This window comes from Mesorhizobium sp. M1252 (assembly GCF_040318265.1).
In the GTDB taxonomy this organism is placed as follows: Bacteria; Pseudomonadota; Alphaproteobacteria; order Rhizobiales; family Rhizobiaceae; genus Mesorhizobium.
In genome coordinates, this window is the sequence record NZ_JAMYLX010000001.1 from 198,875 (window position 1) to 213,850 (window position 14,976).

The window sequence follows — 14,976 nt, forward strand, 5'->3', positions numbered from 1 at the left end:
ACACGAACCCCCTGAGGATAAATGACCCAACAGACTGTCACGCTCAACACCGGCGACGAGGGCAACAAAGGCCCCTCCATTGAAGACCAGTACAAGGCCCTCGTTGAGGAAGGCGTAATAGCAGATGACGGGGATGTCCCCGGCCAGGAAGCCAAGGCATCGACCGAAAAGGATGCCCCGGCGAAGGACTCGAACGAAGAACGTCCGTCTTGGCTACCAGCGAAGTTCAAGACCGTCGAAGCGTTCCTCAAGTCCCACGAGGAACTCGAGAAGAAGCTCGGCTCAGGCAAGAAGGAGGAGGCTACCGTTGAGGAAGCAGAAACCCCGAAGCCCCAGGCGAGCGCCGAGGAACGCAAGGCCGCAGAAGATGCGGCCAAAAAGGCGGGCCTCGATCTCAGCACCGTGTCCCAGGAGTACCTGGACAAGGGTGGTCTGACTGACGAGACCTATACCAAGCTCGACGCCGCTGGCTATCCGAAGGAGATGGTCGACATCTACATCGAAGGCCTGACCAACCGCCTCAACGCCACGTCCAACGCGGCCTACGAGGTTACGGGTGGCCAGGAAGGCTACGGCGAGATGATCGACTGGGCCATTGCCAACCTCACCGAGGACGAGCAGGGCGCATTCGACCGTGCGGTCAACTCCAACAACAAGGCGACGGTCCTCATGGCCGTCAAGGGTCTCAAGGCCACCATGGACGCTGTGGTGAAAGCCAACGCTTCCGAGGAACCGGCTGAGCAGATCAGCAAGGGCGGTAAGACGCCGACGACCACGTATGAGTCCCTGGACGACTACATGGCTGACCTGAACGACCCTCGCTACGACACGAACGAGACCTTCCGCCGCAAGGTGATGGAGAAGCTCGACCGTTCCAGCATCATGTAAGGCTCACCATGGCGAGAGACTACGACAAAGAGTACGCGGCCTCTCGCCGCCCTGATCGCCGCAAGGACAACATCGAGCGCAAACGCGCCCGTAGGTTGATGATCAAGGAGAAGGGAGCCGCAGCCCTCAAGGGCAAAGAGGTGGATCACATCAAGATGCTCGCCACTGGCGGCTCAAACGCCAGGAGCAACCTGACGATCCTCTCGCGGAAGGCTAACCGCTCCAAACAGCCAAAACGTAAGTAACGGATAGAACCTCCCCCGCCTCTGTAGGGCCATGGTCACCCAGCGTCTCAAGCGCACCGGGGAGGTCTTCCGGTTTCCCAAGTAGTCATAAGGCATGTCCCCGCTCCTCTTTAGGAGGGCGACCCCCTTAGATTTCGGCATACGAACTTTGCAAAGTAGTTCCGGACCGCTTCGGCGATAATCCCAAATGAAATCCAGAGTTTCCAAGCGAAATCACCTGTCGAGCTTCGGCTCGCTTTTGACTTCTTACGGAAACATTCTCAAATGGCACAGTCCACTTCTGTCAACGCTGGCATCGTTGCTGGCCCGTCGCATAGCGACAACCTCTACCTCAAGGTCTTCTCGGGTGAAACCATGAAGGTCTTCAACACCCGCACCGTCCTCAAGGGCCGTCACCGCGAGCGCACGATCTCCAGCGGCAAGTCCGCTCAGTTCGCCGCCATCGGTCGCGCCGCTGCCGAGTACCACACGCCCGGCAACGTGATCCTGGGCCAGGACATCAACCACGGTGAAAAGGTCATCAGCATCGACGACATGCTGATCTCCTCGACGTTCGTCTCGAACTTCGAAGAAGCCATGAACCACTACGAAACCCGCTCGGAATACGCGTTCCAGATGGGTGAGTCGCTGGCGCAGGCCTACGACCAGCACCTGTTCGCGATTGCCCTCAAGGCCGCGAAGGCTGGTACCGCTGGTGCCGTCGCTGAGATGGGCGTGGCGACCGAAGACAAGATTGGCGCGGCTCCGTCGCTGACCAACGTCGTCGACTCGATCTACTCGGCTGCGACCTACTTCGACGCCACCAACATCCCGGCCAACGAGCGCACCGTCTTCGTGACGCCGTCGCTGTACTGGGACCTGATCCAGGATGGCTCGTTCATCAACCGCGACTTCGGTAACGGTGGTGCGAACCAGAACTCGGGTGGCCAGCTGAAGGTTGCGACCTTCGACGTGGTCCCGACGAACAACCTCGCGAAGAACTTCGGCGTTAACACGCTGGTGGGCAAGCGCGCTGGTGCGGACGTCACTGACTACACCGTCGACGGCACGAAGGCTCTGGCCCTCGTCATGCAGAAGCAGGCCCTCGGCACTGTCAAGCTGATGAACCTCTCCACGGAGAAGGAATACCAGACGAGCCGTCAGGGCACCCTGATGGTCTCGCGCATGGCAGTCGGTCACGGCGTTCTGCGCCCCGAGTGCATCCGCCTGATCTCGGCGCTCGCCTAATCACTACCGACCCTCGGGTCATCAAGGGAGTCTCCTTCGGGGGGCTCCCTTTTTTCGTTTCAAAGGATTCCCACATGGTGGCCATCACCCCCAAGACAGAGCTTAGCGCTGTCAACCTCATTCTCCGCAATGCGGGTGAGACCCCAGTGAACTCGCTTTCAGGCGAGCTACCTCTGGAGGCTTCTCAGGCTCGCGAGACCCTGATCGAGGTATCCGAAGACGTCCAGTCCAAGGGCTGGTTCTTCAACACTGAGGTCTTCAAACTTTCCCCCGACAACAACGGAAACATCCTGCTGCCGCCGAACGCCCTGAGCGTTAGGTCCACTGGCGCATCCCGTTCGATCCCGGTCACCTCGCGTGGCCGCAAGCTCTACAACATGACGCCCCTGGCATCCGGTGACACCTTCACTGGCGCTATGACCCTCGCCATTGTCTTCGGACTGGACTTCGAGGAACTGCCGTCCGTCGCCCGTCGCTACATCGCCCTCAGGGCCGCTCGGGTCTTCCAGGTCCGTGAGACCGGCGACGAGATGAACGCCCAGGAGGACAACCAAGACGAACAGAAGGCCATGGCCGAACTCCACGCTGAGCAATTGGCAGCCGAGCCGGTGAGCCTTCGCCAGTCCTGGGCTGTCCAAGACGTCCTGTCTCGCATCCCAAGCGGCACGGTTCTCTAAATGGCATTCGTTTCCAGCGCGATCCCCAACCTGATTGGGGGCGTATCCCAACAGCCCCCGGAAATCCGGGCTCTCAACTGCTCGACCGCGCTGACCAACACATGGTCTGATGTGGTCACCGGCCTCTCGACGAGGCCCCCGGCGATGTTCCTGGGCAACATTGGTGCGGCTCCTATCCCGGGCTCCACCGTGGCCACCCACGTCATCAACAAGCCGACCGGCGACTATCACGTTTCGATCTACGACGGGTCCGTCAAGGTCGTGAAGACCACCGCCACGGGCACCGTCACCCAGACCATCATCGTCGAGGGTGGGGCCAACGCCTACCTCGCAGGGGTCACTGATGCAGCCGCCAATTTCGGCTTCGTCACCGTGGCCGACACGACGTTCATCTACAACCGCTCGAAGACCGTCACGAAGACCGTGACTGCCGAGAGTGGCCTTTCGGGGATCACTGATGGTGGCGTTGCCCGGCTCAACCCGAACCGCTACGGCACCGCCTGGGTGAAGCAGCGTGGCGCTGGCTGGAACAACTACTCCGTCTATTACAACGGTGTCCTCAAGGGGAACAAAGAGACCGACGGTCAGACTGCCTCGCAGATCGCCACGGCCATCTCGACGAACCTTACGACCAACGGTGTGACCAACGCACTTGTGGCCGGGTCAGTCATCTCCGTCACACTCGCTGCCGAGGGAGACTTCATCACCACGAAGGACGACTACGGCGATCAAGCGATGACGGGCTACAACGATTACATTGAGGAGTTCACTGATCTCCCCAACATCGACAAGTCGGGCCGTCTGGTTCTCGTCAAGGGAGCCATGGACGACGAAGGCGATGATTACTGGGTCTGGTACAAGCAGGGCCGGTGGGAAGAAACCTACGGGTGGAACTCCTACGAGAAGCCCGACGACACGACCATGCCGGTGATCCTCAAGGACAACAAGGACGGCACGTTCACGCTCAAGTACAACACGTACCCTGGTCGCCAGATCGGGGACGCCGACAGCAACCCGACGCCGAGCTTTGTGGGCAGCACCATCCGCAGCATGTTCCTCTACAAGGGTCGCATGTGCGTCCTGTCCGACGAGAACTTCATCGCGTCACGCATCAGCAACTTCGAGAACTTCTACCGGCAGACCTGTACGCAGCTGCTCGACGAGGACCCGATTGACATCGCAGCGGCCAACAGCCGAGGCGCTTCCGCCAACTTCGCCAAGGAGTTTGCCGAGGGTCTGCTGATTTTCACCGCGTTCGACCAGTTCCGCATCTCCGCTGACAGCGAGGGGCTTCTGTCCCCGAACACCGTCACGATCAAGAAGGTCAACTCCTACAACAACTCCCAAGATGTCGAGCCGAGCTTCATCGGTCCCAACGTCGCCTTCGTGGATGACTACGGGACCCAAGGGTTCGCTTCGATGCGGGAGTACCAGGTGGACAAGACCTTCGGTACCGAGGTTGCCCTACCGATCACCGATGCCGTGCCCGAGTACGTCCCCACCGGGGTCTACAAGGTCATTGGCTCGTCGACCTACAACAACCTGATGGTGGTCTCCAAGACCGACCGGTCGAGGCTGTGGCTCTACAACTACTACTTCAACGGCGAGGGTAAGGTGCAATCGAGTTGGCAGGACTGGTCCTATACCGGCTCCGTCTACAGCATCGATTACAGCCGCGACAAGCTGGTGGTAGCGGTGGCCTACAACGGCTTCCTGAACCTGACGCAGCACATCTTCGACAGTGGCGCGGACACCAAGCTCGACAAGCGCAGCATCCTGCTCGACATGGGCTGTGAGGAGACCAAGGTGACCCGAACCCTCTCGGGGGCCGACACCCTTGTGACCCTCCCGTTCACGCCAATCCCTGGGGACCTCTCCAAGTTCGCCCTGGTGATCTCTCCGCAGAACATGGGTTCCGCTCCGAAGGCGCAGACCTACGTCCCGGCCTCCCTGGCTGGTGCCGTACTGACCTTCAAGAACGTGAACCTGACGAACAGCCAGTTCGTGGTCGGCTTCCGCTACGATTTCTCGTGGACGCTTAGCCCGATCTACTTGCGCGACAAGAACATGGTGGCCATTCAGGACGGCAGGTTGCAGCTGCGGCGCATCTCGATCCTCTACAACTATTCCGGTCCCTTCACGACCAAGTTCACCCCCACCGCCCGACAGACCTACACCTCGACCTTCTCAGGTTTCCGTGTGGGTGCATCAGGCGACAACCTGGGCACTCTCAGCCTCGAAAGCGGCGAGTTCCGCGTTGCCGTCAATGGGGCAGGGGAGCTTCTGAACCTCGTGATCACCGGAACGACGCCGTGGCGTGTCCGCTTCTCCACTCTTGAGTGGGACGGCTCGTACCGCGCCAAGAAACGCAGGACGTAACCCCAAATGAACTATGAGATACGGGGGGTCCGAGAGGGTGACCTCCCGTACCTCGCAGAAAACCTGAGGGCCGCTGATGTCCGTGAGCTTATGGCCACGTATGGGCACACGCGGTTCCTCTCCGGTCTGCAAAGATCGGTTCACTTGTCGGAGGAGGCCCAGGTTGGGTGTCCTTCCGGCGAACCCCCGGCGATGCTGTGGGGTATCCGTCAATTCACGCCACGCGCAGCCCTGATTTGGGCATGTGGCACACCGGCAATCTTCAAGTTGCCCAAGGCGCTCACTGAGACCACCCGCTCGACCTTCAAAAGATGGTTCGAGGAGCGGCCCTCGGTCGAGTACCTCATGAATTTCACCCACGAGAGCAATACGGCCCACCACAGGTGGCTGAGATTGTGCGGCGCAGAGCTTCTGCCCCCGCTTCCAATGGGTCCTTTGGGCGAGAACTTCGTGCCCTTCACCATTCGGAGAACCAAATACAATGTGTGACCTCGGTCTCGTATTGGGCATCGGGTCTGGCATCGCCAGTGTCGCCGGTCAGGCCTCAGCTGCATCCAAGAACCAAGCAATGGTGCAGCAGCAGACGAACCTGGAGTACGCCCAGCAGGAACGTGAGTTCGTTGTCGAGAACAACGCGGCTCTCAAGGACGGCTATCAGGCCCAACTGGAGGGCGACCGCGCCAAGTCCACGGCAATCGCCTCAGGTGCAGGCATGACAGGCAACACGGCAGGCCTCAGGCTGGCCGAACAGTCCCGTCAGCAGGCCCTATCCATCGCTAACGCTCGCGACCGCGCCGACGCCGCCAAGGCTAACTACGTCATGGCAGGCAAGTCCTCGCAGATCGCCGCGCAGAACAAGATCAACACCCAGGCCGTGAACCCGATGACCGCCTTCATGGACATCGCGACATCCGGCATGAGCAACTATGGAGCCTTCCAGTAATGCCAGCTACACAGCAGAGCGGCGTCCCTACTTACAAGGAGACGTCGAACATCCAGACCAAGCAGGTCGACTGGAACACTTTCGATGACCGGTCGACGCCCGGCGTGGCGCTCGCCAGATTGCTCAACGCGGTCCCTGAGGCCGCCAAGAAGCGTCAGCAGATTGCCGACAAGCCTCAGTCCCAGGCGGAACAAGAACAGCTTGCCTCCCTGGCCTCCATGGGAGCCGAGAAGGACCGCCTGAGGCTCGCCAAGGGCGACAGCGTGTTCGGCCTCCTGACCGGCAAGGAAGGCTCTATGGACGCCTACGAGTTGAACCGTGGCCGTCGTGACGCCGATCTGGCCGCAGGTGCCCTCAGGGACGCCTATGCTCAGTCGGGTCTCGCGGACAGTGACGACCCCAAGGCCTTCTCCAAGTTCGTCGCAGACCAGCAGAAGGGCATCTTCGGGAAGCTCCAGGGCTCCGACCAGTCCTACTACCACGGCTACGTCACCCGCATCGGTGGCGTGTTCGAGGAGATGACGAAGTCCCACGCCGGGAACCTCGACAAGTTCATCACCACCAAGAACAAGATGGCCCTTGAGAGCCGCATGGACAGCCGCGTGGCCGTCGAGATGGCGACCAACAAGGAGCGTGGCGCGTTCGGCGCGTTCATGGACAACATCTCGGGTGGCGAGGGCGCAGGCAACTACAACGCCTTCCACCGACACGCAGGCAACCAGAGCGTTCGCTTCACCGACATGACCGTCGGAGAGGTCCTCGACTGGCAGAAGCGCGGTGAGTGGAGGCACATGGGTGCCGGTAGCTCTGCCGTGGGCAAGTACCAGTTCATCGAGAGTACCCTGAGGGACACCGTAAGGGCCGCAGGCATTCCGCTGGACGCCAAGTTCACCCCGGCCATGCAGGATCAGCTGATCTTCCAGCGCCTCGTCCAGACGCGTGGCATGAAGGACTATCTCGACGACAAGATTTCGGCCGAGCAGTTCCTCGACAGCGGTCTCGCGAAGGAGTTCGCCTCCCTCAAGAAGACTGACGGTCGCGGCGAGTACGACGGCGACGGCCTCAACAAGGCTGGTGTCTCGTCCCGCAAGACCCTCGCGGCTCTCATCGAGTTCAAGAAGGCCTACCTGCAGGACCCGGCGAAGGTCATCAAGGCCGACAGCAAGGGTGGCATCAGCCTCGGGACAATCAACGATGACGACGCGACCGATGATGGTGCAGATGCCGAGTTCGGCGTTCCGACCACGGAGGCCCGTTCTGCCCGTGCTGATAGCCTGATCCGCTACCTGGAGAGCAACCCCAAGGAAGCTGACCGGGAAGACCTTGAAGACATCATGGCCGCGAAGAAGCTCCCCCAGGCTGACCGCGAGCGCGTCCTGGCAACCCGCGACAAGCTCCGTTCCGAGAGCCAGCAGAAGGCTGGTATGGAGGAGCAGCAGGCTACCCAGGAGATCGTTGATCTCGCTGACAAGGCCGTTCGTGGCCGGGACACCGAAGCCATGGCGACCCTGCGGACGAAGAACTACGACGTCTACCAGAAGCTCCTCGATCTCCAGACCAAGCCAGCCGACACCGAGTCCCTCGACAACGATGGGTTCCTCAAGACGGCGAACTACGGCAAGACCACGTTCGGCCAGGATGCCCTCAAGGCTTACGCGAACGGCGAGATCGACCAAGAGACCTACGCCCAGGCCATGGATCAGTTCACGATCCAGAAGCAGGCCAAGCCCATCCTCTCGATGCCAGCGGTCAAGCCTTCCATCGACAAGATGAAGCTCATGATCCCCGGCGACGAGAACAAGACGATCTTCGACGCCCAGATGGCGGTCGCTATCGATGACCTGATGAAGGCCAACGACGGCAAGCGCCCCTCGCTCCAAGACATTCAAGCAGCCGCTCAGACGGTCCAGCAGCACATCCTCGCGCTTCACGCGCAGGAGACGCAGGTTCGGACAACCCGTCCTGAGTACGCGAACATAGGAAATCAATAATGGATCAAACCTCCCCTTGGGTCCCTCAGGAAGATGGGACGCAACTCCCATCCGCCCAACTCGCCAAGGCCTACCGCGAGAACCCCGATCAGTTCCCCAACTTCATCGACGACGCAGTAGCTCTTAGCGGGAAGACCCGAGAGGAGGTTCAGGCCATTGTCGAGAACCCCTACGCCGCAGGCAACACATTCGGCGGCACCGTCCTCGGTCCCATCGCCAAGATGGTCACCATGCCAGACATCCGTAAGGGTGCGGCAGAGGCGGGTGCAGTAGCTGCCAGCAAGCTCGGCTTTGAGGGCACTGCGCAGACCCTGCAGGATTACTCCGACAGCGTGAACCCTGAGTTCTCGACTGAGAAGGAACTTGGCGAGGGCCTCGCTGAGGTCGCTGGTCAGGCCGCTCCTGCAGCTGGTGGCGCTCTCGCTGCCGGTGGCGTGGTCCCTGCGGCCATCGTTGGCGCTGGCATCTCGACCCTGACGTTCTCTGACGAGGACAACCTCGCCAACCTCGCGAACGACTATGTCGACGGCGCGGTGCCTGACATCCTCGTGGTCAACCCTGAGGACAGCCAGGAGGCCAAGACCGCCAAGAGCTTCGCCACGAACCTCATCGTCGACCTCGCGACCGCTGGTCTGTCCCACGCCATCGGCAGGGTCTACCGGACGATCAAGGGGGTCCCTGACGGGTTCGTCGACATGAACTCCCTCAAGCAGATCGCAGACGCCAACGGGGTCCCCCTGAGGGACACTCCAGGCTCCGCAGGTACTGCCCAGGACATCCTGACCGACACGGCTCGCAAGGCCGTTGACGAGGTTCCGCCTCCGGTGGAGAGCGCAGCCATTCGCAAGAAGGTCGCCAAGGACGCGATCATCGCTGACATCACCGAGAAGGACTTCGGCAAGCCGATCATCAAGACCGAGGCTGAGGCCGCTCCTATACCCCAAGACGTCGCGCAGGACCTCCGTCAGAGGCTCCTGGGTCCCGTCAAGGCCCTGGAGGAGCGCGTGGCTTCCTACAACACCAAGACCGGTGTGCGGGAAGTGGTGGGCGAGGAGCGCGGCCTGAAATACTCGGCCCATGCGGAACAGGTGGCTTCGGCCATCCACCGCAAGGACACCGCGCAGATCGTCAAGCTCGTCAAGGAGATCGACAAGCTCCCCGAGGCGGCGACGACCGGCCACGAGTACAAGACCGCCGTCCTGCGCACCGCCCTGGAACACGTCGAAGACAACCTCGACGAGATCATCAGGCGCATCCGCGAGGACCCGTCCCTCAAGACCAAGGCGACCTGGAAGTCCCTGTCGGCTGACTACTACCAGTCGAAGGGTGTGCTGGCCGAGATGTACCGCGAGATCGGCACGTCATCGAGCTACGCCTTCCATCTCCGTCAGGGCCGCAGGTTCGACGACCGGACCCTCCAGATGTTCGACGAGGCCGAGCGTGAAATGCAGGCCAAGGTCAAGGAAGGCCTGGGTGAGGGTTACCACCTGTTCTCCAGCAAGGCCGAGTTCATCGCAGCGAACGCCTACCGCCTGGAAGACCTGGGCTACAGCACCCTCGACGTGCTGGACGACCTGTACCGGATGTTCGACGAGTTCGACGCGGCCCGTGCGGGTCAGATCGAAAACCTCAACTCCAACCGGCTCGCCCGGCTGACGAAGGAACAGCGCAACGCCCTTGAGGGCTCCTGGCTCCGCTACTTCAACGACATGCGAGCCTCGGCCATGCTCGGTCAGTTCTCGACGGCGACCCTGGAAGCAGTGTCGAACACCTTGAACAACGCCCTGCTGCCGATCTCACAACACGTCCTTCGGGGCAACGTGAAGCGAGCCTGGAGGGAATACGCAGGCTATGCCCTGGCCACCAACCGTGGCTTCAAGGCGATGAAGGATGTCTACAAGACCGGAAGGTCCCTCGACGACTTCGACATCTTCGACGGCTCCCACTCGATCAAGAAGGACTACAAGACCCTGGCCGACGACAAGAAGTGGGCGCAGTACATGTTCTACCGCATGTGGGACTTCGCTGCGACACTGGCTCACTCGGCATCCGAGGGTTCCAAGGTCTGGAGGGCAGCTGGTGTTGCCTACGCTGACGGCTACGATCTCGCCATCAAGAGCGGGGCAGGGAAGGTGGAGGCCAAGCGCCTCGCCAAGGATTACGTCGGCAGCGTCTTCGACGCCAATGGTGCCATCCTCGACCCGGCCCTCAAGATCGACGTCGCCTCGACCAGCTGGCAGTCTGCCTTCGACACCCGCTATGCCACCGGCAAGCTGGCGCAGTTCGCGGACAACCTGAGGAACCATCCGAACCCCATCGTCAACGCCTTCGCCCAGGGCTCGATCCCCTTCTGGCGCACCCTCGTGAACATCTCGTCGAACTCGATGCAGACGGTCCAGCCCATCCCGGCTGTGGTCATGACGCTCCTCGGGAAGACCAAGTACGGACGCAAGTTCGTGGGTCTCACCAAGTTCATGGATGACTTCTCGGGAGCCAACGGCCTCGCCGCCAAACAGCGAGCGATCGGTCGGCAGCGCCTCGGCTACCTCACCATGGGTGCCGGTTGGGCTCTGATGGAAAGTGGCCAGATCGACATCACTGGCCCGGCTGGCTACAAGGGCTGGGACGCCAAGATGGCTCAGATGCAGGAGTACCCTGCGTCGTCGATCATCATTGGTGGCCATGCGGTCGACCTGACCCGGCTCCTTCCGTACTCAGCGCCCCTCATGCTCCTCGGAGTGATGAAGGACATGAAGCGGGAGAACCAGCTGCAGATGCAGAACGGGAACTACGTCGAGCCAAACGACAGCGCCTTCTCCTACGCCACCACCTACGGCTCAGCCCTCGGGTACCTCTCGTTGAACCTCATGTCCGATGCGTCGGGCCTGCGGGGCATTGGGGACCTTTGGGACACCATGGCCAAGGTTGCGAAGGATGGGGACCCTCGGGCTCTCGTCACGTTCGCTGAGAACTACGTCAAGGCGTTCACGCCCGGCGCGGTTCGTATGGCTGGCAAGAACCAGGGCATCGTCAATGGCGACTGGACCCAGGACAGCGCTGAGGGCTTCCTCAACGAGGTGCTGGCATCCGCTGGCTTCCACACTGGCTACAAGCGCCTGGACTTCCTCGGTCACCCGGTCGAGGACAAGTACCGGGGCATGGACCCGCTCAACAGCAAGCCGGTGAAGACTGACGACCCGCTCAGGGCCGAGTACGTTCGCCTGAACGCTCTCGGGGACCTGGGGCTCTCCCTGGATCGACCAGACGGTGTCTTTGACGCCGCCTACTGGAAGAACCTCGGGGTGCAACCGGGCAAGCTGGACTGGCTGACGCGCAGTGAGGCTCCCTCGCTGACCAAGATGAAGACCGTCGATGGGGCCAACGCTTGGGACCGCTACCGCGATCTCGTCTACAAGGGCAAGGCCGACAAGGACCTCCTCAAGCCAACGGCCACGACCGGCGACCGTATCGACATCGGTAAGGTGCTGATCAAGAAAGGGGAGACCCTGGAGGCCGCGCTGCGTCGAACCATCGACACCAAGGGCTACCAGTCCCTCACACCCGAAGCCAGGGTGAAGGTGTTCAAGACGATCTTCGGTGCCTACACCAAGAACGCCAAGGACTACCTCAAGCACAACCTCGTGGTCGACACGACCATCTTCAAAGACGACCGCTACGGCGTTCGCCTGCCTTCTCCAGAGACACTCGACGTGACCGAAAAGGTCGCCAAGGGCATCGGCGCTCAGGTCCAACGGACCAGGGGCTCCACGCTGGATGACATCTTCGCAATCAAATAGGGCTACATGGCCAACAGCTACGTGTTCTACCCCAGCGCTACGGGGTCGACGACGGACTATTCGGTTCCCTTCGAGTATCTGTCTCAAACGTTCGTGAAGGCTACAGTGAACGGGGCTTCGGTCCCGTTTACGTTCCTCTCGACTTACATGATCCGGTTCACCACGGCCCCCGTGGGTGCCCTCAAGATTTACCGCCAGACCTCCAAGGCTCCGGTCAACACCTACATCAACGGCTCGATCCTCGTCGACAGCCAGCTGAACGGCTCGTTCCTGCAGTCCCTCCACGTCTCGGAGGAGGTTGCCGACAACGCCATGCAGGTGGCCGCTGACGGTTCCTGGGATGCGACCAACCTCAAGGTCAAGAACGTCGCCACGCCCACCGTGGGCAACGACGCCACCAACAAGACCTACGTCGACACGCGCTTCGACGCAGACAAGGTCGCGGTTGACGCCAGCAAGACTGCTGCGGCTGCTTCGGCTGCTGCTGCTCTCGCCAGCCAGGGCGCTGCGGCCACCTCAGCTACCAATGCGGCCACCTCCAAGACCGGAGCGGACACCGCGAAGGCTGGGGCTGACACGGCAAAGGCTGGTGCTGACACCGCCAAGACTGGTGCGGACGCCTCCAAGGTTGCCGCGCAGACGGCGCAAACTGCAGCTGAGACCGCCCGTGATCTGGCTCAGAAGTGGGCCACTGAGGTCGAGGACACTCCGGTCTCCGGTGGTCAGTTCTCTGCGTTCCACTGGGCTCGCAAGGCCATGGGCTACGTGACCGGCAGCATTGCCAACGCAATCCATGGAGCGACCTCCAAGGCTTCCCCTGCGGGTGCGGACGAGTTGGCACTTGTAGACAGCGCTGCATCGTGGGGCTTGAAGAAGCTTTCGATCACAGACCTTGTCACCAACATCTTGGCTGTTGCTAGGACATTTGCGAGTAACTTGAACATCAACGGGTTGCTCACGGTTGGTATTGCCAACAGCGCCGGTCAGCTGACTGCGAGTGGTGCCTCTGTCGAACTTGGCTCGGGCCGTACTGTTGACGGTGTCTCGTACATTGACTTCCACGGTGCAGCACTTGCCACGGACTTCGAAGCCCGTATCATCCGCAACCCTGGCGTCAACGGCACGTTCATCATCTCGCAAACGGGCACTGGTGATTTCCAGTTGACCGGTGGTGGGAACCTGTCGTGGAACGGCGGGCAAATCCTGCCTATCGGCTCCAATGACGCCCGCTACCTCCAGAGTTCCACCGCCAAGCTCCAGAAGTTCTACGAGAGCGCCGCGCAGACCATCACGGTTTCAGGACCCCTGACGTTGGCCCACGGGCTGGGCGTCAAGCCTGTCCTGTATTTCGGCTTCATTAAGTGCCTCACCGCCGAGGGTGGTTACTCCGTCGGTGACGAAGTGATGGTGAACGTCAACAACCACGACACCGGCACTGGCGGTACGAACGCGACCATCGTCCCGGACGCCACCAACCTGAACGTCAGGTTCGGCAACAACACCTGGGTGTTCGCTGTCATCAACAAGACCAGTGCTGGCCGGTTCAACATCACACCCGCTAACTGGCAATACGTTGTGAGGGCATTCGCATGACCAAGTATTTCGTAGACGACACCGGGGCCTACCTCGGTGGCTTTGACGGCGCTGAGCCGCCCGAGGGAGCCCTTGAGGTTCCTTCGGCACCGGCAGACGCACGGCAGATTTGGGACGGCTCCTCGTGGTCCGCCCAGGTCATCGACCTGCCGCCGATCACCCCGAGGCAGCTCAGGCTCACCCTCCTGTCCATCGGCATCACCGAGGCCCAGGTCGACGCCGCGCTCGTGAATGACCCTGCCGGTCAGATCGAGTGGAAATACGCCACCTACTTCAAGCGGTCCCATCCGCTCGTCGAAGGCCTCGGCGCGATCTTCTCGATTACCCCAGTGCAGATCGACAGTCTGTGGGCCTACGCCCAGGACCTCTAAGACCCTTACGCCATCCCGAGTTTCCCCTCGGGGTGGCCCTTCGCCCCATCCCAGGCAATCCTGTGACCCCCTCCATTTTCTTCGCAAGTGTCCGCTCGACTGTGTTCGGCGGCTCCCTGACGACTGACCAAGTCAACGGGATCAATCTCATCCTGGCCGAGGCCGACAAGCGCGGCGTGAACACTGAGTTCCTCGCCTACATCCTCGCCACTCCCGCCTGGGAGACGGCCAAGACCATGCAGCCCATCCACGAGTTGGGCAAGCGTTCCTATTTCGACAAGTATGAGCCCGGCACCAAGATCGGCGCTCGCCTTGGCAACACCAAGAAGGGCGACGGCTTCCTATACCGTGGCCGTGGCTACGTGCAGCTGACTGGCCGTGCCAACTACCTGAGAGCCGGAAAGCGCCTGGGCATCGACCTGATCGGTAACCCTGACCTCGCGCTGGACCCTGTGGTCGCCGTTCAGATCCTTTTTGTCGGGATGCTCGAAGGCTGGTTCACCGGCAAGGGACTCAGCGACTACCTCGACGGCATCGACGAGAGTGACGCGGAAGACCTCCGTGAGTTCACCAATGGTCGGCGCATCATCAACGGCACTGACAAGCAGCTGGAGATCGGCAAGATCGCCCTCAAGTTCGAAGCGGCCCTAAGGGCCTCAGGTCGAGCCGAGGGCGGGGCACCAGCGCCTGCCAAGGTGACCAAGGTGTTGGCTGACGCCCGCATCGTCATCACGCCTCCTGCGCCGCCTGAGGCAACGCCAGAACCCATCACGACCCCCGCTGGCATCAACCAGACCGGAGGGGTCCTCAAGATCATCGTGAAGCTCATCGTCACGCTGCTCCGCATCGTCCTCAAGAAGTAATT

The 14,976-nt window shown here is 61.3% G+C and carries 11 protein-coding genes; all 11 read left to right on the forward strand.

The window, feature by feature from the left end; translation table 11 throughout:
• Nucleotides 1-21 precede the first annotated feature (21 nt).
• The 11 genes from NKH22_RS00975 (at nucleotide 22) to NKH22_RS01025 (ending at nucleotide 14,974) form a co-directional block, all read left to right on the forward strand.
• Nucleotides 22-888 carry a capsid assembly protein gene (locus NKH22_RS00975; RefSeq protein ID WP_352908745.1) on the forward strand — a complete coding sequence of 289 codons (867 nt, stop codon included), beginning with the start codon at nucleotides 22-24 and terminating at the stop codon, nucleotides 886-888.
• A gap of 8 nt (nucleotides 889-896) precedes the next feature.
• Nucleotides 897-1,133, forward strand: a complete 237-nt coding sequence (locus tag NKH22_RS00980) for an HNH endonuclease signature motif containing protein (protein ID WP_023805387.1) — start codon at nucleotides 897-899, stop codon at nucleotides 1,131-1,133.
• A 264-nt stretch (nucleotides 1,134-1,397) separates the two neighbouring features.
• Nucleotides 1,398-2,360: a major capsid protein gene (locus NKH22_RS00985; RefSeq protein WP_352908747.1), complete on the forward strand. Its 963-nt coding sequence runs from the start codon at nucleotides 1,398-1,400 to the stop codon at nucleotides 2,358-2,360.
• 74 nt (nucleotides 2,361-2,434) lie between these two features.
• Nucleotides 2,435-3,037 (forward strand): phage tail tubular protein A, encoded by a 603-nt coding sequence (locus NKH22_RS00990; protein ID WP_352908749.1) that lies wholly within the window; start codon nucleotides 2,435-2,437, stop codon nucleotides 3,035-3,037.
• Nucleotides 3,038-5,416, forward strand: coding sequence for a phage nozzle protein (locus tag NKH22_RS00995; protein ID WP_352908751.1), 2,379 nt, complete (start codon nucleotides 3,038-3,040; stop codon nucleotides 5,414-5,416).
• A 481-nt stretch (nucleotides 5,417-5,897) separates the two neighbouring features.
• A complete protein-coding gene (locus tag NKH22_RS01000) occupies nucleotides 5,898-6,359 on the forward strand; it encodes a hypothetical protein (protein WP_352908754.1) in 462 nt (153 codons plus the stop codon).
• Complete coding sequence (locus NKH22_RS01005) at nucleotides 6,359-8,350, forward strand: hypothetical protein (RefSeq protein ID WP_352908756.1); 1,992 nt, start codon at nucleotides 6,359-6,361, stop codon at nucleotides 8,348-8,350. The genes NKH22_RS01000 and NKH22_RS01005 overlap by 1 nt, the downstream gene beginning before the upstream one ends.
• A complete protein-coding gene (locus NKH22_RS01010; protein ID WP_352908758.1) occupies nucleotides 8,350-12,147 on the forward strand; it encodes a hypothetical protein in 3,798 nt (1,265 codons plus the stop codon). Before NKH22_RS01005 ends, NKH22_RS01010 begins: the two co-directional genes overlap by 1 nt.
• A 6-nt stretch (nucleotides 12,148-12,153) precedes the next feature.
• Complete coding sequence (locus tag NKH22_RS01015; protein ID WP_352908760.1) at nucleotides 12,154-13,740, forward strand: phage tail fiber domain-containing protein; 1,587 nt, start codon at nucleotides 12,154-12,156, stop codon at nucleotides 13,738-13,740.
• Nucleotides 13,737-14,111, forward strand: coding sequence for a hypothetical protein (locus NKH22_RS01020; RefSeq protein WP_352908762.1), 375 nt, complete (start codon nucleotides 13,737-13,739; stop codon nucleotides 14,109-14,111). The genes NKH22_RS01015 and NKH22_RS01020 overlap by 4 nt, the downstream gene beginning before the upstream one ends.
• 62 nt (nucleotides 14,112-14,173) lie before the next feature.
• Nucleotides 14,174-14,974 carry a glycoside hydrolase family 19 protein gene (locus tag NKH22_RS01025; protein WP_352908764.1) on the forward strand — a complete coding sequence of 267 codons (801 nt, stop codon included), beginning with the start codon at nucleotides 14,174-14,176 and terminating at the stop codon, nucleotides 14,972-14,974.
• The last annotated feature ends 2 nt before the right edge of the window (nucleotides 14,975-14,976 follow it).

Excerpts from the sequence above, each read along its gene's own strand:
- NKH22_RS00975 (WP_352908745.1), top strand. The coding sequence starts at position 22 with ATGACCCAACAGACTGTCACGCTCAACACCGGCGACGAGGGCAACAAA.
- NKH22_RS00980 (WP_023805387.1), top strand. The coding sequence starts at position 897 with ATGGCGAGAGACTACGACAAAGAGTACGCGGCCTCTCGCCGCCCTGAT.
- NKH22_RS00985 (WP_352908747.1), top strand. The coding sequence starts at position 1,398 with ATGGCACAGTCCACTTCTGTCAACGCTGGCATCGTTGCTGGCCCGTCG.
- NKH22_RS00990 (WP_352908749.1), top strand. The coding sequence starts at position 2,435 with ATGGTGGCCATCACCCCCAAGACAGAGCTTAGCGCTGTCAACCTCATT.
- NKH22_RS00995 (WP_352908751.1), top strand. The coding sequence starts at position 3,038 with ATGGCATTCGTTTCCAGCGCGATCCCCAACCTGATTGGGGGCGTATCC.
- NKH22_RS01000 (WP_352908754.1), top strand. The coding sequence starts at position 5,898 with ATGTGTGACCTCGGTCTCGTATTGGGCATCGGGTCTGGCATCGCCAGT.
- NKH22_RS01005 (WP_352908756.1), top strand. The coding sequence starts at position 6,359 with ATGCCAGCTACACAGCAGAGCGGCGTCCCTACTTACAAGGAGACGTCG.
- NKH22_RS01010 (WP_352908758.1), top strand. The coding sequence starts at position 8,350 with ATGGATCAAACCTCCCCTTGGGTCCCTCAGGAAGATGGGACGCAACTC.
- NKH22_RS01015 (WP_352908760.1), top strand. The coding sequence starts at position 12,154 with ATGGCCAACAGCTACGTGTTCTACCCCAGCGCTACGGGGTCGACGACG.
- NKH22_RS01020 (WP_352908762.1), top strand. The coding sequence starts at position 13,737 with ATGACCAAGTATTTCGTAGACGACACCGGGGCCTACCTCGGTGGCTTT.